Below are 21,187 nucleotides of genomic sequence, written 5' to 3' on the forward strand. Positions count from 1 at the left end.
GCTCGTTCAGACGCCGGACTGCAAGTCGGAGCACCATATTTCGACATGTGGACGCTCCGGCCCCGGTTGCGGAGTCAGACGGTGAGAATCAGGGCATCGCCCTGACCGCCGCCTCCGCAGAGTCCGGCAGCGCCGGTGCCGCCGCCGCGGCGGGCCAGCTCCAGGGCCAGATGCAGCGCCACGCGGGCCCCGGAGGCTCCCACCGGGTGGCCCAGTGCGATCGCACCGCCGTTGACGTTGACCTTCTCCAGGGAGATGCCCAGGGCACGGGCGGAGGCCACGCCGACTGCGGCGAATGCCTCGTTGATCTCCACCAGATCCAGGGCTGAGGGGCTGATCCCCTGCTTGCGGCAGGCTTCGGCGATCGCATTGGCCGGCTGCAGCTGCAGACTCGAGTCCGGGCCGGCCACCATGCCGTGGGCGCCGATGCGGGCCAGCGGCGTCAGCCCCAGCTCACGGGCCTTCTCTTCAGACATCACCACTACCGCACAGGCGCCGTCGGAGATCTGCGAGGCCGAGCCGGCGGTGATGGTCCCCTCCGCGGCGAAGGCCGGACGCAGCCGCCCCATGGACTCGGCATCCACTCCGGAGCGGATCCCCTCATCCCGGGTCACGGTGACCGGGTCGCCCTTGCGCTGGGGCACCTGGACGGGCACGACCTCCTCGTCGAAGACTCCCCGCTCCCAGGCTGCCTCAGCCCGCTGGTGGGAGGCCGCTGCCAGCTGGTCCTGCTCGGCGCGGCTGACCTCCGCCTCGCCGGTGTTGCAGGACTCGGTCAGGGCGCCCATGGACTGCCCGGTGGCCTGGTCGTAGAGCGCGTCGTAGGCCATGGAGTCCACCAGGGCGGTGTCCCCGTAGGTGAACCCTTTCCGCGAACCGGGCAGCAGGTGCGGCGCCTGGGACATCGATTCCATTCCCCCGGCCACCACGATCTGGCACTCTCCGGCGCGGATGAGCTGATCGGCATAGGCAATCGCGTTCAGCCCGGAGAGGCAGACCTTATTGATGGTGATGGACGGCACTGAGGCCGGGATGCCGGCCCCCAGGGCGGCGGTGCGCGCCGGGTTCTGCCCGGCGCCGGCCTGGATGACCTGGCCCATCACCACGTAGTCCACGGCCTCAGGGTCCACCGAGGCCCGCTGCAGGGCGCCGTCGATGGCTGCTGTGCCCAGCTGCGCGGCCGTCAGGCTGGACAGCGAGCCCATGAGCTTGCCGATGGGAGTGCGTGCTCCGCTGACCAGTACCGTTGCGCCCATAGTGTCTCCGCTCCTCAGCTCGTGCCCGGGTTCAGTGCTTGGAGTCACATCATAGGCGGTCACAGCCGAGGCACGCACCGCGCAGCGAAGACGGACAACCGCGGCCACGGCGGTGCTACCGTTGTGACTCGGATCACTTCTTCTGCCGCAAGGAGTTTCGCACGATGACGACCCCCACCTCTTCCCGCTCCAACGGTGCTGTGCTGGGCGCAGTGATGCGCCCGCTGAACTCGCTGGTGGAGAAGCTGATTCCCTCAGCCCTGGTCTTCGCGATCGCGCTGACCTTCATTGTGGCGATCCTTGCCCTGATCTTCACCGACGCCGGCCCGGTGCAGGTGGTGGAGGAATGGGGCATCGGGCTGGCCGGCCTGCTGGCGTTCATCACCCAGATGGCCCTGATCCTGTTCCTGGGCTACATCCTGGCCAACACCGGGCCGGTGCGCCGGCTGCTGCGCGCGCTGGCGAAGGTTCCGCAGACCGCGCTGCAGGCCTACCTGTTCGTCTTCCTGGTGGCGGCGGCGGCAAGCCTGATCACCTGGGGCCTGGGCCTGGTGGTCGGCGGCCTGCTGGCTCGCGAGGTCGCCCACGTGCTGGGCAGCCGAGGAGTGACGGTGCACTTCCCCATGCTGGTGGCGTCCGGCTTCTCAGGGTTCGTGGTGTGGCATATGGGCTACTCGGCCTCCGGCCCGCTGACTGCGGCGACCCCGGACTCCTTCGTCGCCGAGCAGCTCGGCGCCCCGCTGCCGATCGGTGAGACCATCTTCTCCGGCTGGAATATGATCGCCTGCCTGGTGACCATCCTGGTGGTCGCCGGGGCGCTCTGCCTGGTGGCCCCGCGCCGGGAGGAGACCCTGGTGCCGCTGACCGTCGACGCCCGCGAAGCAGATGTACCCGTCGAGGACGAGGTGGTCACCCCCGCCGACCGGGTGGACGCCTCCCGGATCCCTACACTCCTGCTCGGGCTGATGCTGGTCGCCTATCTGGTGATCCACTTCTCCGGCGGAGGCAACCTGACCCTGGACATCGTCAACTGGAGCTTCCTGGCGCTGATCATGCTGCTGGTGCGCAGCCCATTCGAACTGATCGCGCTCACCAAGCAGGCCGCCTCCAATGTGGGCGAGATCCTGCTGCAGTTCCCGCTCTACGCCGGCATCCTGGGGATCATGGCCGGCACCGGGCTGATGACGGTGATCTCGGAGGCGTTCGTCGCCATCTCCACCGAGCACACCTTCGCCCTGTTGGCCTTCCTCTCAGCCGGGCTGGTGAACTTCTTCGTCCCCTCCGGCGGAGGCCAGATCGCCGTGCAGGCTCCGATTCTGCTGGAAGCCGCCGAGTCGCTGGGCACCGATCCGGCGGTGGCGATCATGGCGGTGGCCTACGGCGATCAGTGGACCAATATGATCCAGCCGTTCTGGGCCCTTCCGCTGCTGGCGATCGCCGGGCTGAAGATGCGCGACATCCTCAGCTACACCAGCGTGGTGCTCATCGCATCCGGGCTGGTATTCGGCGCCACGCTGGTGCTGATCTCGCTGTGATCAGCCCCTCACAGTGACCAGACCCACGGTTCGGCCGGCAGCGCAGCCGGATCAAAGGCCTCCAGCGCCTGAGGCAGCGGTCCGGGCGGCAGCCCCAGGGAGACCAGCAGCCGGTCACGAACCTGCTCGGCGGTCACCTGCTGCTCGGCCAGCTGCTCCAGAGTCACCGCCCCGTCACGCTTGGCCAGCCGGCGGCCTTCGGCATTGACCACCAGCGGCACATGGGCGTACTCCACGGCCCGGGCCGCCTCAGCCCCGTACAGCAGCTCACGCAGATAGGCCTGCCGGGGCGCGGAGTCGGCCAGGTCATCGGCGCGCACCACCTGGTCCACCCCGGTGAGCTGGTCATCGACCACTGCGGCCAGGTTGTAGGCGGCCGTTCCGTCATTGCGCACCAGCACGACGTCGTCCACCGCCGCGGTGATCTGCCCCAGCAGCCGGTCGGTCACGGTGTACTCGTCCACCTCCGCTCGCAGCCGCAGCGCGGGGCGGCGCTGGGCCGCCCGGCGTCTCCGCTGGTCCGGGCTGAGCTGCCGGCAGGTGCCCGGATACGCCCCGGGAGGCGCGTGCGGGGCCCGGGGAGCCTCCTGGATCTCGCGACGGGTGCAGAAGCACTCATAGACCAGCCCCCTCTGGCGAAGCTGTGCGACGGCGTCGTCGTAGACCCGGCTGCGCTGGGACTGGTAGAGCGGCTCGGCGTCGAAGCTGATGCCCACAGCCTCTAGGTCCTCCCGCTGCCGCCGGTCTGAGCCGGTCACCGTCCGGGACGCATCCAGGTCCTCGTAGCGCAGCAGCAGGGGCCGGGACGTGGAGCGGGCGAAGAGCCAGGCCAGGACCGCGGTGCGCAGATTGCCCACATGCAGGTCTCCTGAGGGGCTGGGCGCGTACCGTCCGGCGGTCATGGCCCCATCCTAGAGGCGGAAGCGAGTGTGCTTGACATCACGTTGAGCCGGTGCTTGAGTTGACTTACTGACCGATTGGTCTGGAAATCATGTGAGGAGCATCCATGCCCGAGGTCCGCACCGAGACTGCGCCGCACCACGTCATGCTGGAAACCGACCGGTGCAGCGACTGGCTCGGCGTCGAGGTTCTGCTGGCCGAGCCCGGCCACGCCAAGCTGCGCATGACAGTGCGCCCGGAGATGACCAACGGATTCGAGATCCTCCACGGCGGCATGATGTTCGCGCTGGCTGACACCTGCTTCGCCATGGCCTGCAATGACCCCGCCGGGGACGAGCAGACCATCACAGTGGCCTCCGGTGCTGATATCAACTTCATCAAGCCGGCCCGCATCGGCGATGTTCTGGTGGCTGAGGCCCTCCCGGTGGCTTCGGCCGGCCGCAGCGGCGTCTACGACGTCGTCGTCACCCGTGATGAGGAGCTCCTGGCTGTGTTCCGCGGCCGCTCCCGCACCATCCCCAAGCCCTGAGTACGAGGTGATCCGCCCTATGAGCTCCGCACCCGCCGCCGGCGAGTCCCCCGCCGCTGAGACCGGCGCCGCCGAGGCCCCGGTCCCCCACGCCCGGGAGAACGCAGTCAGCCGGGCCTATCGCACCACTGCCGCCGCCCCCACTCCGGCGGCCGAGCCCGACGGCGAGGAGCTGCTCAGCCGCGAGGAGATCGAACAGCTGCAGCTGAGCCGGCTGCAGGCCACCATCCGCCACGCCTATGAGAATGTGCCGGCCTACCGCGAGCTCTATGACGCCCACGGGGTGGGGCCGGGCGACCTGCAGTCGCTGGAGGACCTGGCGAAGTTTCCGTTCACCGATAAGGAGTTTCTGCGCCGGGCCTACCCGTTCAAGGCCTTCGCTGTGCCCCGGGAGCAGCTGCGGCGGGTGCACGCCTCCTCCGGGACCACCGGCAAGCCCACAGTGGTCGGCTACACCGCAGGCGACATCGAGCGGTGGGCGACTCTGCTGGCCCGCTGCATGCGCGTCTCCGGAGCGCGGCCCGGAGACCTGGTGCACAACGCCTATGGATACGGACTGTTCACCGGCGGGCTCGGCGCCCACTACGGGATCGAGAAGCTGGGCGCCACCGCTGTGCCGATGTCCGGAGGCCAGACCGAGAAGCAGGTGCAGCTGATCACCGACTTCCAGCCCCGGGTGATCATGTGCACCCCCACCTACCTGCTGGCACTGGCAGACGCCTTCTCCGCCGCGGGCATCGATCCGCGCGAGACCTCCCTGGAGGTCGGGATCCTCGGCGCCGAGCCGTGGACGGAGGAGATGCGCCATGAGATCGAGAAGACCTTCGGGATGACCGCCTGCGACATCTACGGCCTCTCCGAGGTGATGGGCCCCGGGGTGGCCGGGGAGTCTGCCGAGCGCAAGGACGGCTCCACCATCTGGGAGGACCACTTCCGGCCCGAGATCATCGACCCGATGACCGAGGAGGTGCTGCCCACCGGGCAGCACGGCGAACTGGTGTTCACCACCCTGACCAAGGAGGCGCTGCCGATCATCCGGTACCGCACCCACGATCTGACCCGCCTGCTGCCGGGAACAGTGCGCCCCGGCCACCGGCGGATGGGCCGGATCACCGGGCGCACCGATGACATGATCATCCTGCGCGGGGTGAACCTGTTCCCCACCCAGATCGAGGAGATCGCCCTGGGCATCAGCGGACTCTCCCCGCACTTCCAGCTGGAGATCACCCGGCCGGGCACGATGGACCAGATGACAGTGCACATCGAGCGGCGCCCGGACGTCTCCGCAGCGGAAGGGCAGGCCGCAGGAGCCGAGCTGCAGCAGCGGATCAAGACCACCATCGGCTGCAGCTGCGAGGTCCAGGTGGCCGAGCCGGATACGCTGGCACGCTCCTCCGGCAAGCTGCGCCGGGTCTATGACAAGCGGCCGAAGTGAGCGGCGGGCGGCGGCTACCCTGGTAGCCGAGTCCGATGGGTCAGCCCGGCGAAGGAAGAGACGTGAACCCACATACTGCTGCCGCCGCCCCGCGCGCTCCCAAACGGGGGCGGCCCGGCTATGACCGCGACACGCTGGTGCGGGTGTGCGTGGAGGTCTTCAACCGCCACGGCTATGAGGCGACCTCCATGGGAGTGCTCGCCGAGGAGCTGGGGATCTCCAAATCTGCGATCTACCACCATGTGAAGTCCAAGGAGGAGATCCTCGACGCCGCGCTGAGCCACTCGCTGAGCGAGCTGGAGCAGGTGGTGGCCGAGGCGGAGGCCCTCAATGCCCCCGCGGTGGTGGAGCTGGAGTCGGTGATCCGCGGCTCAGTGGAGGTGCTGACCCGCTCGCTGCCCTATGTCACCCTGCTGCTGCGGCTGCGCGGCAACTCTGAGCTGGAGTCTGCGGCCCTGCGCCGGCGCCGCGAGATCACCCTGCGCATCGCCTCTCTGATCAGCCAGGCGCAGCAGGACGGCGATCTGCGCAGCGACATCGATGCGCGCACCGCCTCACGCCTGGCGATGGGCATGGTCAATTCGATCGTGGACTGGTACCGGCCCGAGCGCGCCGACTCTGCCGCCCCGCTGACCGAGACGGTGGTGGAGATGCTGCTGCACGGACTGCGCAGCCGCAGCCGCTGAAGAGGGTTGTGCACGTCACACCGCCTCGGTATACTGAACGAACGGTCAGTAATTCAGGAGGTGGACCATGTCCGCACAGCAGGCACATCTGCAGGCGGTCGGCAGCCAGGCCGCTGCCGAGCCGATCACCGAACAGGCACGCCGCGCCGCCGACGAGGCGCGCGTGGGCTGGGAGCGGTTCCAAGAGCTCATTGCTGAGGACAAGCGCGTCGAACCGCGCGACTGGATGCCTGATCACTACCGGAAGACGCTGGTGCGCCAGGTGTCGCAGCATGCCCATTCGGAGATCATCGGCATGCAGCCGGAAGGCAACTGGATCACCCGTGCGCCGTCGCTGAAGCGCAAGGCCGTGCTGATGGCCAAAGTGCAGGACGAGGCCGGACACGGCCTCTACCTCTACTCGGCGGCCGAGACCCTGGGCACCTCCCGGGATGAGATGTACCAGCAGCTCTACACCGGCAAGGCCAAGTACTCCTCCATCTTCAACTATCCGGCCCGCACCTGGGCCGACGTCGGAGCCATCGGCTGGCTGGTCGACGGCGCGGCGATCACCAACCAGGTCCCGCTCTGCCGGGCCTCATACGGCCCCTACGGACGCGCGATGGTGCGCATCTGCAAGGAGGAGTCCTTCCACCAGCGGCAGGGCTGGGAGATCCTCTATACGCTCTCCCACGGCACTGAAGCGCAGAAGCAGATGGCTCAGGATGCTGTGGACCGGTTCTACGGCCCGGCCCTGCAGATGTTCGGTCCCCCGGACGACGAGTCGCCGAACTCGCAGCAGTCCATGGCCTGGAACATCAAGCGGTTCTCCAATGACGAGCTGCGCCAGCGGTTTGTGGACATGATCGTTCCCCAGGCCGAGGCCCTGGGCCTGACGCTTCCGGACCCGGATCTGAAGTGGAACGAGGAGCGCGGGCACTACGACTTCGGCGAGCTGGACTGGGATGAGTTCTTCTCCGTGGTCAAGGGCAACGGGCCGCTGAACCACCAGCGCCTCGCCCACTACCGCCGGGCCCGGGACGAGGGTGCGTGGGTGCGCGAAGCCGCAGCCGCCTACGCCGCCAAGCAGGACGCCCAGGCGCGGGAGACCGCGCTGCTGAGCGCCTGAGCTTTTCGCACACCGAATCAGAGAAGAGGTCATTCATGCCGGATAAGACCCCTGAGGGCACTGAAGAGATCCCCGCCGGCGGCGTGGTAGCGACCGATCCCGCGGACCGCAGCGCCTGGCCGCTGTGGGAGGTCTTTGTGCGCAGCGCGCGCGGACTCTCTCATGTCCACGCCGGGTCCCTGCACGCCCCGGACGCCAGCATGGCGCTGCGCAATGCCCGGGATCTCTACACCCGGCGCAATGAGGGCACCTCCATCTGGGTGGTTCCGGCCGCGGAGATCACCGCCTCGGACCCGGACTCCAAGGGCGGCTTCTTCGAATCCCCGCAGGGCAAGGCCTACCGGCATGCCACCTACTACACGCAGTCCGAGGGGGTGCCGCACCTATGAGCGGATTCACCTCCCAGGACTCGGCCACCCGCATCTCCGTGGGCCAGGCCATCACCCCGGAGGAGCTGCGCTCCAGCGGGGCCAGCGCCGATGAGGCCACCGCCCGCTACGCGCTGATGCTCGGAGATGACTCGCTGATGCTGGCCCAGCGCCTGGGGGCGTGGATCTCCCGCGCCCCGGAGTTGGAGGAGGACATCGCCCTGGGCAACATCGCCCTGGACCTGCTGGGCCACGCCCGGTTCTTCCTGACCTATGCCGGCTCCGCCTGGGGCAAGACTGAGGACGATCTGGCCTACTTCCGGGATGAGGAGGAGTTCCGCTCCGTCCGCCTGGTGGAGCAGGACAACGGCGACTTCGGCAAGACCATCGCCCGCCAGCTGATCTTCAGCTTCTACGCCCGGGAGCTCTACAGCCGGCTGGTGGACTCCGCTGATGAGACCCTGGCGGCCATCGCCGACAAGGCGCTCAAAGAGGTCGACTACCACCAGGATCACGCCGCCCAGTGGGTCAGGCGCCTGGGCGGCGGCACCGAGGAGTCGCACCGGCGGATGCAGGCCGGACTGGAGGATGTCTGGGCCTATGTGGAGGAGCTGTTCGTCGACGTCGACCCGACCACCCAGCTGGCCGAAGCGGACATCGCCGTCCTGCCCTCCAGCCTGCGCGAGCCGGTGATGCAGCGCCTGAGGACCGTCATTGAGGAGGCCGGCCTCACCGTGCCGGAGGTCAAGGGAGCCTACGGCGCAGACCGCACCGGCCGGTTCTCTGAGCACCGCGGCTACATCCTGGCGGAGATGCAGGTGCTGGCCCGTCAGCACCCCGGCGCCACCTGGTGAAAGGAGGATCCAGTGGCCACCACCAACGCTGCCCGGCTGAGCCCCGACGGCGTGCGGCCCACTGCTGAGGCCGACGCCAGGGTCTGGGACGCCGCAGCCAGGGTCAACGACCCCGAGATTCCGGTGCTCAGCATCGCAGACCTGGGCATTCTGCGCGCCGCCGCGGCCACCGACGACGGCGGCGCCGTCGTCGTGATCACCCCCACCTACTCCGGGTGCCCGGCCATGGACACCATCACCGAGGACGTCTCCGCCGCACTTCGGCACCAGGGCTACGACCCCGTAGAGGTGCAGACCGTCCTGAAACCCTCCTGGACCACAGACTGGATGACCGAGGAGGGAAAGGAGAAGCTGCGCGCCTACGGCATCACACCGCCCACCGGCTCAGCCCCGGTGCGCGAAGGCCCCATTCCGGTGGGGCTGAGCGTGAAATGCCCCCGGTGCGACTCGCTGGACACCAAGGAGCTGGCCCGGTTCGGCTCCACCGCCTGCAAAGCCCTGTACCAGTGCCGCAGCTGCCTGGAACCCTTCGACTACTTCAAGGTGCTGTAATGACCGTAGAGACTCCCCGGGCCTCGCAGCCCGACGCTCCGGCACGCCGTCGTGCCACCTTCAACACCCTCCGGGTCGCCGATGTGCGGCGGCTGACGGAGGACTCGGTGGAGGTCACCTTCGCGGTCCCGGAGCATCTGCAGGACGACTTCGACTACGCGCCGGGCCAGTATGTGGCGCTGCGGGCTGAGATCGAGGGCCAGGAAGTCCGCCGCTCCTACTCCATCTGCACCGAGCCGGTGCCCGGTGAGATCCGCGTGGCGATCAAGCGTGACATCGGCGGGCTGTTCTCCACCTGGGCCAATGAGCAGCTGAAGCCAGGCGACACTCTGGAGGTGATGAACCCCTCAGGGGCCTTCGTGTCCAAGACGGCCATCACCTCCATGAACAGCCCGGAGTCCCTGGCCGAGGACGCCGTGGCCCGGCGGGCCGATGCCAGGCTGGTCGCCTTTGCCGCCGGATCCGGCATCACTCCGATTATGGCGATCGCCCGCTCGGTGCTTCAGGCCTCGGAGAAGGCGAGCTTCGACCTGGTCTACGCCAACCGCTCAGCCGCCGATGTGATGTTCGCCGAGGAGATCGGCGACCTGAAGGACCGCTACCCCTCTCGGTTCGCCGTCCACCACGTGCTCTCGCGCGAGCAGCGGCTCAACCCGCTGCTGACCGGACGCATCGATGCTGAGAAGCTGCGCTCCCTACTGGATCATGTGCTGCGCACCGAAGAGACCGACGAATGGTTCCTCTGCGGTCCCTTCGAGCTGGTGCAGCTGGTCCGCGACGAGCTTGCCTCCCGGGGCGTGCCGGCCGAGAAGGTGCGCTTCGAACTGTTCACCACCGGACGACCCGACCGTCCGGCCGGTCATCAGGGCCGCAGCGTCGCCGCAGACCCTGAAGGCAAGCAGGTGGAGATCGAGTTCACCCTGGACGGGCTCACCGGGCAGGTCAGCTCCCCGGTCAGCGCCCGGGAGACTGTGCTCAATGCTGCGCTGCGCTCCCGCTCGGATGTGCCCTTCGCCTGCGCCGGCGGAGTCTGCGGCACCTGCCGGGCCAAGGTGGTCTCCGGCGAGTTCGAGATGGAAGAGAACTACGCGCTGGAGGCCGACGAGCTGCAGGCCGGCTATGTGCTGACCTGCCAGACCCGCCCGACCTCCGAGAAGCTTGTGGTCGACTACGACGCCTGAATGAGGAGCACTGCGATGATTGACCTGAGGATCGACGGCGACGTGGCTGAAGTGGTGCTCAATGCGCCGGAGAAGCTCAACGCACTGAACGAAGAGGCACTCTCCGAGCTCGACGACGCCTACTGCCAGGCGGAGGCGGCCGGGGTGCGGGCCCTCATGCTGCGCGGGGAGGGCCGCGGCTTCTGCGCCGGCCGCGATATCTCCGCCGTCGATCCGGCCACCGATGACGTAATGGGCTACCTGGGCGGGAAGGTCACCCCGCTGCTGCGGCGGATGGCTGAGTTCCCCGCCCCGACCTTCGCTGCGGTCCACGGCGCCTGCCTGGGCGTGGGTCTGGGCCTGGCCATCGCCACCGATGTGGTCTACGTGGCCGAGAATGCCAAGATCGGCTCACCCTTCGCCTCCCTGGGCGCCACCCTGGACTCCGGGGGTCACGCACTCTTTGTGGAGCGCCTCGGCGCCCACCGCACCCTGGATCTGATCTACACCGCTGAGCTGATCAGCGGCGCGGAAGCCGTCGCCTCCGGCCTGTTCTCCCGTGCCGTGCCGGCCGAGGAGCTGGTGGACTTCACCGTCCAGAAGGCCCAGAAGGCTGCGGCCGGCGCCACCGAAGCCTTCCGGGCCTCGAAGAAGCTGGTGGCCCAGATTCGTGATGAACGGGTCGGCCTGTGGGAGTCCCTGGATGCCGAGAATCGCGCCCAGGCGGCCCTGTGCTCCACCGAGGACTACGCCGAAGGCTTCGCCGCCTTCCAGGCAAAGCGCAAGCCCCGCTTTGAAGGTCGGTAGAGCTGTCCCCGGACGGGCTGGTGAGCTGAGCCCCATAGGCTTCGGGTTGTTCCCGCTGTGGCGGGGTCATTCGGTGAGCGAGGCGCGCAGACGGGCGTAGTGCTCGTCGGCATCCACCGGCACGACGACACCGACGCGTGCCTCGGCCAGTCGCCGGGTGGCTTCGGCGCGCCAGGCGGCATCGACGTCGCTCGTGTCATCTGCGTCGTGGAGGCTTTCGAGCAGAGCGTTGGCAACGACCGCGCGCTGATCGGCATCGAGCGCGAGCCCGTCTCGGATCAGAGTCGCGGTCTCCGGTGTCATGTCTTCCAGAGTACGTCGAACGGCCGACATACGCCTGAAGCCGACGAGACTCAGCTGATGTGCCCGCGAAACTGAGTGTGCACCGAGTTCTACCGCGCGGTCCTCGGAGCCGAACCGGTGAACCGCCCGCTAAGAAACTCGCTCACTGCTCAGCCCAGTCGGGCACCTCCTTGGCCACGCGGGTCAGCACATCGTAGGTGGCGACGATCTCATCATTCTGGTTGTGCAGCACGGTGTCCCAGCGGACCTCACCGTAGTCATCGGTCTCTCGCGGGGTGATCTGCTTGGCCGTCAGGGTCACCCGGATCGAGTCGCCATAGGTGACCGGCGTGAGGAAGCTGAGGTTCTCCAGGCCCGTGTTCGCCAGCACCGGCCCTGGGGCGGGCTCCACGAACAGGCCTGCCGCCCAGGAGACCAGCAGGTAGCCGTGGGCCACCCGGCGGGGGAAGAACGGGTTGGCCGTGGCGGCTTCCTCATTGGTGTGGGCGTAGAAGGTGTCCCCGGTGGACTCGGCGAAGGCCTCGATGTCCTCCAGCCGCACCTCGCGCAGGCCGGAGGCGAATTGATCTCCGATCCGCAGCTCGGCCAGAGGCTTGCGGAACGGATGCACGGCCTCTCCGGAGGCCACTGATTCCGGTGTGGCCGTGCGAGCCTTCGCTCCCCGGTGCCACACCCCGGTGATGCCGGTGAGCAGATCCGGGGTGCCCTGGATGGCGGTGCGCTGCATATAGTGCTTCACCCCGCGCATACCGCCCAGCTCCTCTCCCCCGCCGGCGCGGCCGGGCCCGCCGTGGACCAGGTGCGGCAGCGGAGAGCCGTGGCCGGTGGAGGTCTTCGCGTCGTCGCGGTCCAGCAGGTGCACCCGCCCGTGGTGGGATCCGATGCCGCGGACGAACTCCGCGGCGATCTGCGGATCGTGGGTGCATACAGTGGCCACCAGGGATCCGCCGCCCAGAGCGGCAAGGTCCACGGCGTCGTCGATGTCCGAGTAGCCCAGCACCGAGGTCACCGGCCCGAAAGCCTCCACCTGGTGCACCTCCGGAGTGCGGGACCGGCTGAACTTCAGGGCGGTCACCGGGAAGAACGCGCCCTGGTCAGCGCCGGCGAGCGCCCCCAGAGCCTCCGGGCCGCCGAAGCAGACTTCTCCGCCGGCCTGGACCAGCCGCTGCACCGCAGAGGAGACCTCCTGCTGCTGGTCCTTCGAGGCCAGCGCGCCCACGGTGGTGTCCGCATCGCGCGGATCACCCAGCACCGCGCGGGACTCCACCCGGGCGCGCAGGGCGTCCACTACGGCATCGACGTGCTCGCTGGGCACAATCGTGCGGCGGATGGCGGTGCACTTCTGGCCGGCCTTGACCGTCATCTCCTGCACCACGGCCTTGATGAAGGCGTCGAACTCAGGGGTGCCGGGCCCGGCGTCGGGCCCCAGGATGGCGGCATTGAGCGAGTCGGTCTCCGCGGTGAACCGGACTCCCTGCTGCTGCACGCTGGGGTGGGAACGCAGCGTCTGGGCGGTGCCGGCGGAACCGGTGAACGCCACATGGTCCCGGTGGTCCAGGTGGTCCAGCAGATCCCGGGCTGAACCGGAGATCAACTGCAGGGACCCTTCGGGCAGCAGACCGGAGTCCAGCATCAGCCGCACACAGGCTTCGGTGACGTAGGCCGTCTGGCTGGCGGGCTTGACGATGGTCGGCACACCGGCGATGAAGCTGGGGGCGAATTTCTCCAGCATGCCCCACACCGGGAAGTTGAAGGCGTTGATCTGCACCGCCACGCCGGTCAGGCGGGTGTAGATGTGCTCACCGATGAAGCTGCCGTCGCGCGAGAGCTGCTCGACCGCGCCGTCGATGATCACGTTCGAGTTCGGCAGCTCCTTGCGCGCCTTGGAGGAGTAGGCGAAGAGGGTGCCGATGCCGCCGTCGACGTCGATCAGGTGGTCTTTGCGAGTGGCTCCGGTCTTGTCCGAGAGCTCGTAGAGCGGCTCCTTGTGCTCGCTGAGGAAAAGCGCCAGCTGCTTCAGGCGCAGGGCGCGCTGGTGGAAGGTCAGCTCCCCGAGTCCGGCCTGACCCACGGTGCGGGCGTAGTCCACGGCGGCGGCCGTGTCCAAGCCGTCGGTGCTGACTGAGCAGACAGGCTGGCCGGTGGATGCGTCTCGGATCTCCGCGATTCGCTCCGGTGCCTGGGGGGTCCACCACTCCCCGGCGATGTAGCTGGGCAGGACCGGGGCTTCGGCGCGGCTGGTCGTCTCCGTGGGGGCAGCAGTCATGGCGTGGTTACCTCTCCTTCACCGAACACACACTACTGACCGATCGGTCAGTATTTATGGGCATCCTACCGTGCTGCAGGTCACAGCGCATCACCTGTCCCGATCCTCCGGCACCGGATGCAGATGCTGGGTGTGGTCATCGAAGATCAGCGCCGTCTGGGTGCTCTGGACGCACTGCAGGGGCTGGATGCGCTCGAAGATCACCCTGCGCAGCTCCTCCACTGTGCGGGTGCGCACCAGCAGCACGGCATCGTACTGACCACCCACCAGCGCCAGGTGCCGCACCGCCGGCTCTTCGGCCAGCGCCGCCCGCAGCACCTCCCAATCGTCCTGCTTCAGCGTCACGAACACATAGGCGGCCGTCTCCAGCCCGGCGGCGCGAGCGTCGATGCGCGCGGTGTAGCCCTGAAGCACACCGCAGGCGCGCAGCTGGGCGATCCGGTCATAGGCATTGGCGCGGGAGAGGTGGAGCTCCTCGGCCAGGGCGGTGACGGAGGCTCGCGCATCGCGGCTCAGAGCGGCCAGCAGGGCATGATCAGTGGAGTCCAGGGTTTTCATGAGTTGGACACTAGCACCGAATTGTGCCCACATGGCGACAAATTGTCTGGCAAACCGCCGCTGACAGAAGAACAAGTCTGCAAAATCGGCAGAATGTGGCAGACATCCCGGAGATCCGCCAGACTAGGGCCATCTATGGTCCAGGTCACATGTGCAGATTGGGAGGCAGCATGACCGAGAGCACCGCCGACGAGACCTCGCCCGGCACCCCGCCGCCGGGCCCGCAGGACGCAGCGCCGATGGGCGGCTCGGCCTCCGAGCCCGGGCACCCGAAGGCCGAGCAGGCCACCCGCATTGTGGAGGCAAGCCGCTCCTTCGGGATCACCCCGGAGCAGTACATGCTCCCGGCTCAGCAGCAGATCCGGATGCTCTCCCCGGAGGGCACCCTGGTGCCGGAGGACCAGCAGGGCACCGGCCCCGGCCACGAGTACCCGATCCCGGAGGACGAGGTGCTGCTGAAGGCCTATGAGTCCCTGGTGGCCGGACGCCGGATCAATGATCAGAACTACGCTCTGGTCCGTCAGGGCCGGATGGCCGTCTACCCCTCATCCCACGGACAGGAGGCCTGCCAGGTCGGCGCCGCCCTGTGCCTGGGCGAGGGTGACTGGATGTTCCCCACCTACCGGGACAGCGTGGCCGTGATCACTCGCGGCGTGGACCCGCTGGATGTCATGGTCTCCTTCCGCGGCGACTGGCACTGCGGCTACGATCCCACCGCCTATCGGGTCGGTGCGATGTCCACCCCCCTGACCACCCAGCTGCTGCACGCGGTGGGTGTGGCTCACGCGGCCAAGCTGCGCGGCGAGGACACTGTGGTGCTGGCCATGTGCGGCGACGGCGCCACCAGTGAGGGTGACTTCCACGAGGCCCTGAACTTCGCCGCAGTCTTCGAGGTGCCGGTGGTCTTCTTCGTCCAGAACAACGGCTACGCCATCTCGGTGCCGCTGTCGCATCAGTCGGCCGCCCCCTCGCTGGCGCATAAGGCCATCGGCTACGGCATGGCCGGCGAGCAGGTGGACGGCAATGACATGGTCGCCGTGCTGGCGGTGCTGCGCCGCGCCGTGCACCTGGCCCGGGAGCACTCTATGCCGCTGCTGGTGGAGGCGGTCACCTACCGCATGCAGGCGCACACCAACGCCGATGACGCCACCCGCTACCGGGACTCAGAGGAGGTCGAGCAGTGGAAGCGCAAAGACCCGCTGAAGCGGATGCGCACCTTCCTCAGCAGCAAGGGACTGCTCGACGGCGACGTCGAGGAGCAGTTCTCCACCACCGCCGAAAGCGTGGCCGCCTCGCTGCGCACCGCGATGACCGCCGAGCCCAAGGGCGACCCCTTGGAGCTCTTCGACCACGTCTATTCCGAGCCGACGGCCCAGCTGCGCCAGCAGCGTTCTCAGCTGGCCGATGAGCTGGCTCGCGCCGAAGAGGGAGGCACTGCCTGATGAGCTCCGCTGCCGCAAGCACGGCGACCTCGTTCGCCTCAGCGCTGAACACCGCCATGTCCGACGCCATGGAGAACGATCCCTCTGTGGTGGTCTTCGGTGAAGACGTCGGCACCCTGGGCGGGGTCTTCCGCATCACCGACGGCCTGACCAAGCGGTTCGGCGAGGACCGCTGCTTCGACACCCCCCTGGCGGAGTCCGGGATTGCCGGCACCGCGGTGGGTATGGCCATCAACGGGATGCGCCCGGTGATCGAGATGCAGTTCGACGCCTTCGCCTACCCCGCTCTGGAGCAGATCTTCAGCCACATCGCCAAGATGGCCAACCGCACCCGCGGGGCCGTGCGGCTTCCCATTGTGATCCGCATTCCCTACGGCGGCGGCGTCGGCGGAGTCGAGCACCACTGCGACTCCTCGGAGGCCTACTACGCCCACACGCCGGGCCTGAAGGTCTTCACCCCGGCCACCGTGGCCGATGCCTACCTGATGCTGCGCGAGGCCATCGACTCCGAGGATCCGGTGGTCTTCTTCGAGCCGAAGAAGCTCTACTGGACCAAGGAGTCTGAGGACCTCTCCGCCCTGCGCGCCGAGTACGAGTCCGGCTCCGGGGACCGCCGGGTGGGGGCTGAGGCCAACGCTCGCGTCGCCCGGGAGGGCACAGACGTCTCGATCATCAGCTACGGTCCCTCTGTGGAGACTGCGCTGAAGGCCGCCGAAGTCGCCGCCGAGGACGGAATCTCTGCCGAAGTGCTGGATCTGCGCAGCATCGTCCCCTTCGACGACGCCGCGCTGCAGTCCACCGTGGAGAAGACCGGCAGAGCCGTCGTCGTCGCCGAGGCCCAGGGCTTCGCCTCAGTGGCCAGTGAGATCACCGCCCGGATCCAGGAGCGCTGCTTCCATTCGCTCGCCTCCCCGGTGCTGCGGGTGACCGGCTTCGACATCCCCTATCCGGCCCCGAAGCTGGAGGAGCACCACCTGCCCGATGTGGACAGGATCCTCGACGCCCTCGACGACCTTCAGTGGGAGGACTGAGCATGACCACGTTCAACCTGCCTGACCTGGGCGAAGGCCTCACCGAAGCCACTCTGCTGAGCTGGCTGGTCGCTGAGGGGGACACCGTCTCCGTGGACCAGCCGATCGCCGAGGTGGAGACCGCGAAGTCCGCGGTGGAGGTGCCCTGCCCCTATGAGGGCACTGTGGAGACCCTGCACGGCGAAGTCGGCGAGACCCTTGAGGTCGGCAAGCCGCTGATCACTGTGCGCACCGCAGACGATGCCCCGGCCGCCGCCGGTGAGGACGCCGGAGCCCTGTCCTACCGCGAGGAGGAGCGCGCCGGCACCGCCATCCCGGACGACGGCGGGGCCGCGGCGGAGAAATCCTCCGGTTCGGGGAATGTGCTCATCGGCTACGGAACCTCGGAGACCACCGGCTCCCGCCGCCGTCGCCGCCGCGAGCGCGAACAGGCGGCAGCCCAGTCCCCGAGCACATCCCAGACCGCGAAATCCGCACAGCCGGAGGCACACGATCCGTCCGCGACGCCGGCCAAGGCACCGCGGGTGTCCTCTCCCCTGGTGCGCCGCCTGGCCCGCGAGCACGGCGTGGACCTGCGCCAGATCTCCGGGACCGGCCCCGGCGGTCTGATCATGCGCGCCGATGTCACAGCCGCCGCCGATGCGGCCGCACCCAGCTCTGCCCCGGCGGTTGACAGCCCTGCCCCGGAGGCCTCAGCAGGCGACACCGATCCGCACACCGGGCTCGCGGTGCGCCAGCGGGTGCCGGTGACCGGTATCCGCAGGGCGATCGCCACCAAGCTCTCCCAGTCCCGCACGGAGATCCCTGAGGCAACGGTCTGGCAGGACGTCGACGTGACCAAGCTGCTTGAGCTGCGCAGCGAGCTGAAGTCAGCCGATCAGCAGGCACCCTCGGTGCTGGCATTCCTCTCCCGGTTCGTCATCGCCGGCCTGCAGCGGTTCCCCGAGCTGAACTCCCGGATCGAGGACACCGACTCCGGCCAGCAGATCGTCCACCTCGACGGCATCAATCTGGGCTTCGCCGCCCAGACCGAGACCGGCCTGGTGGTGCCTGTGGTGCGTGAGGCCCACCAGCTCTCGGCGCGGGACCTGCACGCCGAGATCCGGCGGCTGGCCGAGGCGGCCCGGGAGGGCCGGCTCTCCGGCAAGGAGCTCTCCGGCGGCACGTTCACCGTGAACAACTACGGGGTCTTCGGCTCCGACGGCGCCACCCCGATCATCAATCACCCGGAGGCCGGGATCCTGGGCATCGGCCGGATCATGGACCGCCCGTGGGTGGTGGACGGCGAACTGGCCGTGCGGAAGGTGACCACACTGACCATCGCCTTCGACCACCGCGTCTGCGACGGCGGAGCGGCCGGCGGCTTCCTGAACTATGTGGCCACCTGCATGGAGAATCCCGCTGCGGCGCTGGCCGATCTCTGAGCCGGGGTGCTGTGATTGACCTCATAGCCCCTTCGTGACAGGCTAAGAACGCATTAGTGAACGATCGGTCAGTAAATCGGAGGGCTTCAGCCGTGGCACCAGCTGCTTTTCTCGTCTCTGGAACCCGCACCCCAGTGGGCCGCTACGGCGGGGCACTGTCTTCGGTGCGGCCTGATGACCTCGCCGCCCTGGTGATCCGCCGGGTGGTCGAGGATTCCGGGATTCCTTCGGCCGAGGTGGATGAGGTGATCCTCGGCAACGCCAACGGCGCCGGCGAGGAGAACCGCAATGTGGCCCGCATGGCGTGGCTGCTGGCCGGCTTCGAGGAGACCGTGCCGGGCATCACCGTCAACCGGCTGTGCGCCTCCGGAATGTCCGCCATCGCCCAGGCCCAGCATATGATCGCCGCCGGCGCGGCCGATCTGGTGGTGGCCGGCGGAGTGGAGTCGATGTCCCGCGCCCCCTGGGTGATGGCCAAGCCGGAGAAGCCCTTCTCCCGTCCCGGCGAGGTGGCGGACACCTCCATCGGCTGGCGGTTCGTCAATCCGAAGCACCTCGAGCATGAGGGCCGGACCTACTCCATGCCGGAGACCGCTGAGGAGGTCGCCCGGGTGGACGGCATCTCCCGCGAGGACGCCGACGCCTTTGCCCTGGCCTCCCAGCAGCGGGCGGCCGCCGCGGCAGCCAATGGCCGGCTCACCCGGGAGATCACTCCCGTGGAGGTGCCCGGACGCAAAGGGTCCGTCACAGTGGTGGACACCGATGAGGGTCCGCGCCCGGAGACCACTCTGGAGGCCCTGGCCGGGCTGCGTCCGGTGGTCCCCGGAGGTTCCGTGGTCACGGCCGGCAACTCCTCGGCGCTGAACGACGGCGCCTCTGCGGTCATCGTGGCCTCGGAGCGGGCTGTGGAGAAGTACGGGCTCACCCCGCGCGCCAGGATCGCCGGTTCGGCCAACGCAGGTGTCCCCCCGCGCATTATGGGCATCGGCCCAGTCCCTGCCACGCAGAAGGTCCTGGAGCGCACCGGCTGGAGTCTGGAGGATCTGGAGGCCGTGGAGCTCAACGAAGCCTTCGCCACCCAGTCGCTGGCCACTATCCGCCGGCTGGGCCTGGACCCAGAAATCGTCAATACCGACGGCGGCGCGATCGCCCTGGGCCACCCGCTGGGCTCCTCGGGGTCGCGGATTGTGCTCAGCCTGATCCGCCGCATGGAGGACGACTCCCTCGACCGCGGCCTGGCCACCATGTGCGTGGGCGTGGGTCAAGGCTCGGCGATGCTGCTGGAGAAGGTCTGAGGATCCGCACGGAGGTGGACATCATGAGCCAGATGCTGAATACCGAAGACTTCCAGGCACTGACCGTCACCGAATCGGAGGACCGGCTGCATGCGCGGCTGAACCGGCCTGAGGTGCGCAACGCCATCGACGCCGCCATGATCGGCGAGCTCCACGCCGTCTGTGAGCACCTGGAGACTGCCCCGAAGATCCTGATCCTCTCCGGAACCGAGGCCGCGGGCAAGGGCATCTTCGCCTCCGGGGCTGATATCGGCCAGCTGCTGCAGCGCCGCCGGGACGACGCCCTGCGCGGCATCAACTCTGCGGCCTTCGACCGGATCGCCAAGCTTCCGATGCCGGTCATCGCCGCCGTCGACGGCTACGCCCTGGGCGGGGGCGCTGAGCTGGCCTGGGCCGCGGACTTCCGCCTGGCCACCCCGCGCGTGAAAGTCGGGCAGCCGGAGACGGGCCTGGGGATCATCCCCGCCGCCGGTGCGCTCTGGCGGCTCAAGGAGCTGGCCGGCGAGTCGGTGGCCAAGGAGCTGCTGTTCGCCGGCCGGATCCTCTCCGCAGAAGAGGCGCTGCAGCACGGGTTGGTCTCGGCCATCCACGAGCCGGAGGACCTCCTGACCGCCGCTGACGAGCTGGCCGACCGGATCGCGGCCCAGGATCCGCTGGCGGTTCAGGTCTCCAAGCGGGTCTTCGCCATGCCGCGGGAGGCTCACCCCCACGTGGACAACCTGGCCCAGGCGATCCTGTTCGAGTCACAGGCCAAGGTCGAGCGCATGCAGGCATTCCTGGACCGCAAAAAGACCAAGGAGAAGAATGACTGAGACACTTCCCTCCCGCATCGGCGTATTGGGAGGCGGCAGGATGGGGGCCGGCATCGCCCACGCCTTCCTGGTCTCCGGAGCCGAGCAGGTCACGGTGGTGGAGATCGACGACGACGCCGCAGCCGCTGCCGCCCAGCGCGTCACCTCCGATCTGGAAGCAAGCCTGGACCGCGGCAAGATCACCGGTGCGCTGCAGGACTGGACTGCCGGGCTGAGCACCTCCACCGACTATGCCGCCTTCGCCGACTGCCAGCTGGTCATCGAGGCGGTGCCGGAGAAGTGGGATATCAAGGTCTCCTCCCTGCAGAAGGCCGAGGAGCAGCTGGATCCCGAGGCATGGCTGGCCACCAACACCTCCTCGATCTCGGTGACCCAGCTGGCCGAGCAGCTCAGCCGCCCGGAGCGGTTCTGCGGGCTGCACTTCTTCAATCCGGTGCCGGCCTCCAAGCTGGTAGAGGTGGTTCTTGCCGAGCAGACCCACCATGACCTGGAGTCCCTGGCGCGGGACTGGGTGGCCGCACTGGGCAAAACACCGGTGGTGGTCAAGGACGCACCGGGCTTCGCCTCCTCCCGGCTGGGGGTGGCCATCGGCCTGGAGGCTATCCGCATGGTGGAGGAGGGCGTGGCCTCGCCCGAAGACATCGACAACGCGATGGTGCTGGGCTATAAGTTCCCCATCGGCCCGCTGGCGCTGACCGATATCGTCGGCCTGGACGTCCGCCTCGGGATCGCCGAGTATCTTCACTCCACCCTGGGCGATCGCTTTGAGCCTCCCCAGCTGATGCGCGACATGGTGGCCCGCGGGGAGCTGGGCCGCAAAACCGGCAGGGGCTTCTACAGCTACACCGACTGATCTGCGGCGCTGA

21 protein-coding genes are annotated in these 21,187 nt (G+C 68.4%); 16 read left to right on the forward strand and 5 right to left on the reverse strand.

All coding sequences use genetic code 11. From position 1 onward, the window contains the following. Window positions 1-74: 74 nt before the first annotated feature. Complete coding sequence (locus tag Q1K09_RS02255) at window positions 75-1,256, reverse strand: acetyl-CoA C-acetyltransferase (protein ID WP_300342841.1); 1,182 nt, start codon at window positions 1,254-1,256, stop codon at window positions 75-77. Between the two features lie 164 nt (window positions 1,257-1,420). On the opposite strand from Q1K09_RS02255, the gene Q1K09_RS02260 reads away from it, so the two are divergent. Beyond that, window positions 1,421-2,791 carry a TIGR00366 family protein gene (locus Q1K09_RS02260; protein WP_300342842.1) on the forward strand — a complete coding sequence of 457 codons (1,371 nt, stop codon included), beginning with the start codon at window positions 1,421-1,423 and terminating at the stop codon, window positions 2,789-2,791. A gap of 8 nt (window positions 2,792-2,799) precedes the next feature. Here Q1K09_RS02260 and gluQRS read toward each other — a convergent pair whose 3' ends face one another. Beyond that, a complete protein-coding gene (gluQRS, locus tag Q1K09_RS02265; protein WP_300342844.1) occupies window positions 2,800-3,693 on the reverse strand; it encodes a tRNA glutamyl-Q(34) synthetase GluQRS in 894 nt (297 codons plus the stop codon). Between the two features lie 104 nt (window positions 3,694-3,797). On the opposite strand from gluQRS, the gene paaI reads away from it, so the two are divergent. The 9 genes from paaI (at window position 3,798) to Q1K09_RS02310 (ending at window position 11,190) form a co-directional block, all read left to right on the forward strand. After that, on the forward strand, window positions 3,798-4,220 hold the full coding sequence (gene paaI, locus Q1K09_RS02270) for a hydroxyphenylacetyl-CoA thioesterase PaaI (RefSeq protein WP_300342846.1): 423 nt from the start codon (window positions 3,798-3,800) through the stop codon (window positions 4,218-4,220). A 19-nt stretch (window positions 4,221-4,239) separates the two neighbouring features. Further along, complete coding sequence (paaK, locus tag Q1K09_RS02275; protein ID WP_300342848.1) at window positions 4,240-5,655, forward strand: phenylacetate--CoA ligase PaaK; 1,416 nt, start codon at window positions 4,240-4,242, stop codon at window positions 5,653-5,655. A 62-nt stretch (window positions 5,656-5,717) separates the two neighbouring features. After that, the gene (locus Q1K09_RS02280; RefSeq protein WP_300342850.1) at window positions 5,718-6,341 is read left to right on the forward strand and encodes a TetR/AcrR family transcriptional regulator; all 624 of its coding nucleotides are present in this window, start codon (window positions 5,718-5,720) and stop codon (window positions 6,339-6,341) included. 67 nt (window positions 6,342-6,408) lie between these two features. Then, on the forward strand, window positions 6,409-7,449 hold the full coding sequence (gene paaA / locus Q1K09_RS02285; RefSeq protein ID WP_300342852.1) for a 1,2-phenylacetyl-CoA epoxidase subunit PaaA: 1,041 nt from the start codon (window positions 6,409-6,411) through the stop codon (window positions 7,447-7,449). Between the two features lie 35 nt (window positions 7,450-7,484). Next, window positions 7,485-7,838, forward strand: coding sequence for a 1,2-phenylacetyl-CoA epoxidase subunit PaaB (gene paaB / locus Q1K09_RS02290; protein ID WP_300342854.1), 354 nt, complete (start codon window positions 7,485-7,487; stop codon window positions 7,836-7,838). Continuing rightward, the gene (paaC, locus tag Q1K09_RS02295; protein WP_300342855.1) at window positions 7,835-8,671 is read left to right on the forward strand and encodes a 1,2-phenylacetyl-CoA epoxidase subunit PaaC; all 837 of its coding nucleotides are present in this window, start codon (window positions 7,835-7,837) and stop codon (window positions 8,669-8,671) included. Before paaB ends, paaC begins: the two co-directional genes overlap by 4 nt. Before the next feature lie 12 nt (window positions 8,672-8,683). Then, on the forward strand, window positions 8,684-9,223 hold the full coding sequence (gene paaD / locus Q1K09_RS02300; RefSeq protein WP_300342857.1) for a 1,2-phenylacetyl-CoA epoxidase subunit PaaD: 540 nt from the start codon (window positions 8,684-8,686) through the stop codon (window positions 9,221-9,223). Further along, window positions 9,223-10,404, forward strand: a complete 1,182-nt coding sequence (gene paaE / locus Q1K09_RS02305; protein ID WP_300342858.1) for a 1,2-phenylacetyl-CoA epoxidase subunit PaaE — start codon at window positions 9,223-9,225, stop codon at window positions 10,402-10,404. Before paaD ends, paaE begins: the two co-directional genes overlap by 1 nt. Before the next feature lie 15 nt (window positions 10,405-10,419). Next, window positions 10,420-11,190 carry an enoyl-CoA hydratase/isomerase family protein gene (locus Q1K09_RS02310; RefSeq protein ID WP_300342859.1) on the forward strand — a complete coding sequence of 257 codons (771 nt, stop codon included), beginning with the start codon at window positions 10,420-10,422 and terminating at the stop codon, window positions 11,188-11,190. 66 nt (window positions 11,191-11,256) lie between these two features. Here Q1K09_RS02310 and Q1K09_RS02315 read toward each other — a convergent pair whose 3' ends face one another. From Q1K09_RS02315 to Q1K09_RS02325, 3 genes are all read right to left on the reverse strand, one after another. Further along, on the reverse strand, window positions 11,257-11,493 hold the full coding sequence (locus tag Q1K09_RS02315; protein WP_300342861.1) for an addiction module protein: 237 nt from the start codon (window positions 11,491-11,493) through the stop codon (window positions 11,257-11,259). A 142-nt stretch (window positions 11,494-11,635) separates the two neighbouring features. After that, window positions 11,636-13,759 (reverse strand): phenylacetic acid degradation bifunctional protein PaaZ, encoded by a 2,124-nt coding sequence (gene paaZ, locus Q1K09_RS02320; protein ID WP_300342863.1) that lies wholly within the window; start codon window positions 13,757-13,759, stop codon window positions 11,636-11,638. A gap of 90 nt (window positions 13,760-13,849) precedes the next feature. After that, window positions 13,850-14,317 carry an Lrp/AsnC family transcriptional regulator gene (locus Q1K09_RS02325; protein WP_300342865.1) on the reverse strand — a complete coding sequence of 156 codons (468 nt, stop codon included), beginning with the start codon at window positions 14,315-14,317 and terminating at the stop codon, window positions 13,850-13,852. A 239-nt stretch (window positions 14,318-14,556) separates the two neighbouring features. Here Q1K09_RS02325 and pdhA point away from each other — a divergent pair, with 239 nt between their 5' ends. The 6 genes from pdhA to Q1K09_RS02355 all read left to right on the forward strand — a co-directional run bounded on the left by pdhA (window position 14,557) and on the right by Q1K09_RS02355 (window position 21,174). Further along, window positions 14,557-15,759 carry a pyruvate dehydrogenase (acetyl-transferring) E1 component subunit alpha gene (gene pdhA / locus Q1K09_RS02330; RefSeq protein WP_300342913.1) on the forward strand — a complete coding sequence of 401 codons (1,203 nt, stop codon included), beginning with the start codon at window positions 14,557-14,559 and terminating at the stop codon, window positions 15,757-15,759. After that, entirely contained in the window at window positions 15,759-16,790 is a 1,032-nt protein-coding gene (locus Q1K09_RS02335; protein WP_300342867.1) for a transketolase C-terminal domain-containing protein, read from the forward strand. The genes pdhA and Q1K09_RS02335 overlap by 1 nt, the downstream gene beginning before the upstream one ends. Then, entirely contained in the window at window positions 16,787-18,214 is a 1,428-nt protein-coding gene (locus tag Q1K09_RS02340; RefSeq protein ID WP_300342915.1) for a dihydrolipoamide acetyltransferase family protein, read from the forward strand. The genes Q1K09_RS02335 and Q1K09_RS02340 overlap by 4 nt, the downstream gene beginning before the upstream one ends. Before the next feature lie 92 nt (window positions 18,215-18,306). Then, a complete protein-coding gene (locus tag Q1K09_RS02345; RefSeq protein WP_300342869.1) occupies window positions 18,307-19,509 on the forward strand; it encodes an acetyl-CoA C-acyltransferase in 1,203 nt (400 codons plus the stop codon). A 23-nt stretch (window positions 19,510-19,532) separates the two neighbouring features. Beyond that, the gene (locus Q1K09_RS02350; RefSeq protein WP_300342871.1) at window positions 19,533-20,321 is read left to right on the forward strand and encodes an enoyl-CoA hydratase/isomerase family protein; all 789 of its coding nucleotides are present in this window, start codon (window positions 19,533-19,535) and stop codon (window positions 20,319-20,321) included. Further along, window positions 20,314-21,174, forward strand: a complete 861-nt coding sequence (locus Q1K09_RS02355) for a 3-hydroxyacyl-CoA dehydrogenase family protein (protein WP_300342872.1) — start codon at window positions 20,314-20,316, stop codon at window positions 21,172-21,174. The genes Q1K09_RS02350 and Q1K09_RS02355 overlap by 8 nt, the downstream gene beginning before the upstream one ends. The last annotated feature ends 13 nt before the right edge of the window (window positions 21,175-21,187 follow it).

Source organism: Nesterenkonia sp., from assembly GCF_029265375.1.
Taxonomy (GTDB): Bacteria; Actinomycetota; Actinomycetes; order Actinomycetales; family Micrococcaceae; genus Nesterenkonia.

What these genes read in the sequence shown, in the direction of transcription:
- paaI (WP_300342846.1), top strand. Translation starts at nt 3,798, where the DNA reads ATGCCCGAGGTCCGCACCGAGACTGCGCCGCACCACGTCATGCTGGAA.
- Q1K09_RS02355 (WP_300342872.1), top strand. Translation starts at nt 20,314, where the DNA reads ATGACTGAGACACTTCCCTCCCGCATCGGCGTATTGGGAGGCGGCAGG.
- pdhA (WP_300342913.1), top strand. Translation starts at nt 14,557, where the DNA reads ATGGGCGGCTCGGCCTCCGAGCCCGGGCACCCGAAGGCCGAGCAGGCC.
- paaE (WP_300342858.1), top strand. Translation starts at nt 9,223, where the DNA reads ATGACCGTAGAGACTCCCCGGGCCTCGCAGCCCGACGCTCCGGCACGC.
- Q1K09_RS02310 (WP_300342859.1), top strand. Translation starts at nt 10,420, where the DNA reads ATGATTGACCTGAGGATCGACGGCGACGTGGCTGAAGTGGTGCTCAAT.
- paaB (WP_300342854.1), top strand. Translation starts at nt 7,485, where the DNA reads ATGCCGGATAAGACCCCTGAGGGCACTGAAGAGATCCCCGCCGGCGGC.
- Q1K09_RS02260 (WP_300342842.1), top strand. Translation starts at nt 1,421, where the DNA reads ATGACGACCCCCACCTCTTCCCGCTCCAACGGTGCTGTGCTGGGCGCA.
- Q1K09_RS02325 (WP_300342865.1), bottom strand. Translation starts at nt 14,317, where the DNA reads ATGAAAACCCTGGACTCCACTGATCATGCCCTGCTGGCCGCTCTGAGC.
- Q1K09_RS02255 (WP_300342841.1), bottom strand. Translation starts at nt 1,256, where the DNA reads ATGGGCGCAACGGTACTGGTCAGCGGAGCACGCACTCCCATCGGCAAG.
- paaK (WP_300342848.1), top strand. Translation starts at nt 4,240, where the DNA reads ATGAGCTCCGCACCCGCCGCCGGCGAGTCCCCCGCCGCTGAGACCGGC.
- Q1K09_RS02350 (WP_300342871.1), top strand. Translation starts at nt 19,533, where the DNA reads ATGAGCCAGATGCTGAATACCGAAGACTTCCAGGCACTGACCGTCACC.
- paaA (WP_300342852.1), top strand. Translation starts at nt 6,409, where the DNA reads ATGTCCGCACAGCAGGCACATCTGCAGGCGGTCGGCAGCCAGGCCGCT.
- Q1K09_RS02335 (WP_300342867.1), top strand. Translation starts at nt 15,759, where the DNA reads ATGAGCTCCGCTGCCGCAAGCACGGCGACCTCGTTCGCCTCAGCGCTG.
- paaZ (WP_300342863.1), bottom strand. Translation starts at nt 13,759, where the DNA reads ATGACTGCTGCCCCCACGGAGACGACCAGCCGCGCCGAAGCCCCGGTC.
- Q1K09_RS02315 (WP_300342861.1), bottom strand. Translation starts at nt 11,493, where the DNA reads ATGACACCGGAGACCGCGACTCTGATCCGAGACGGGCTCGCGCTCGAT.
- gluQRS (WP_300342844.1), bottom strand. Translation starts at nt 3,693, where the DNA reads ATGACCGCCGGACGGTACGCGCCCAGCCCCTCAGGAGACCTGCATGTG.
- paaC (WP_300342855.1), top strand. Translation starts at nt 7,835, where the DNA reads ATGAGCGGATTCACCTCCCAGGACTCGGCCACCCGCATCTCCGTGGGC.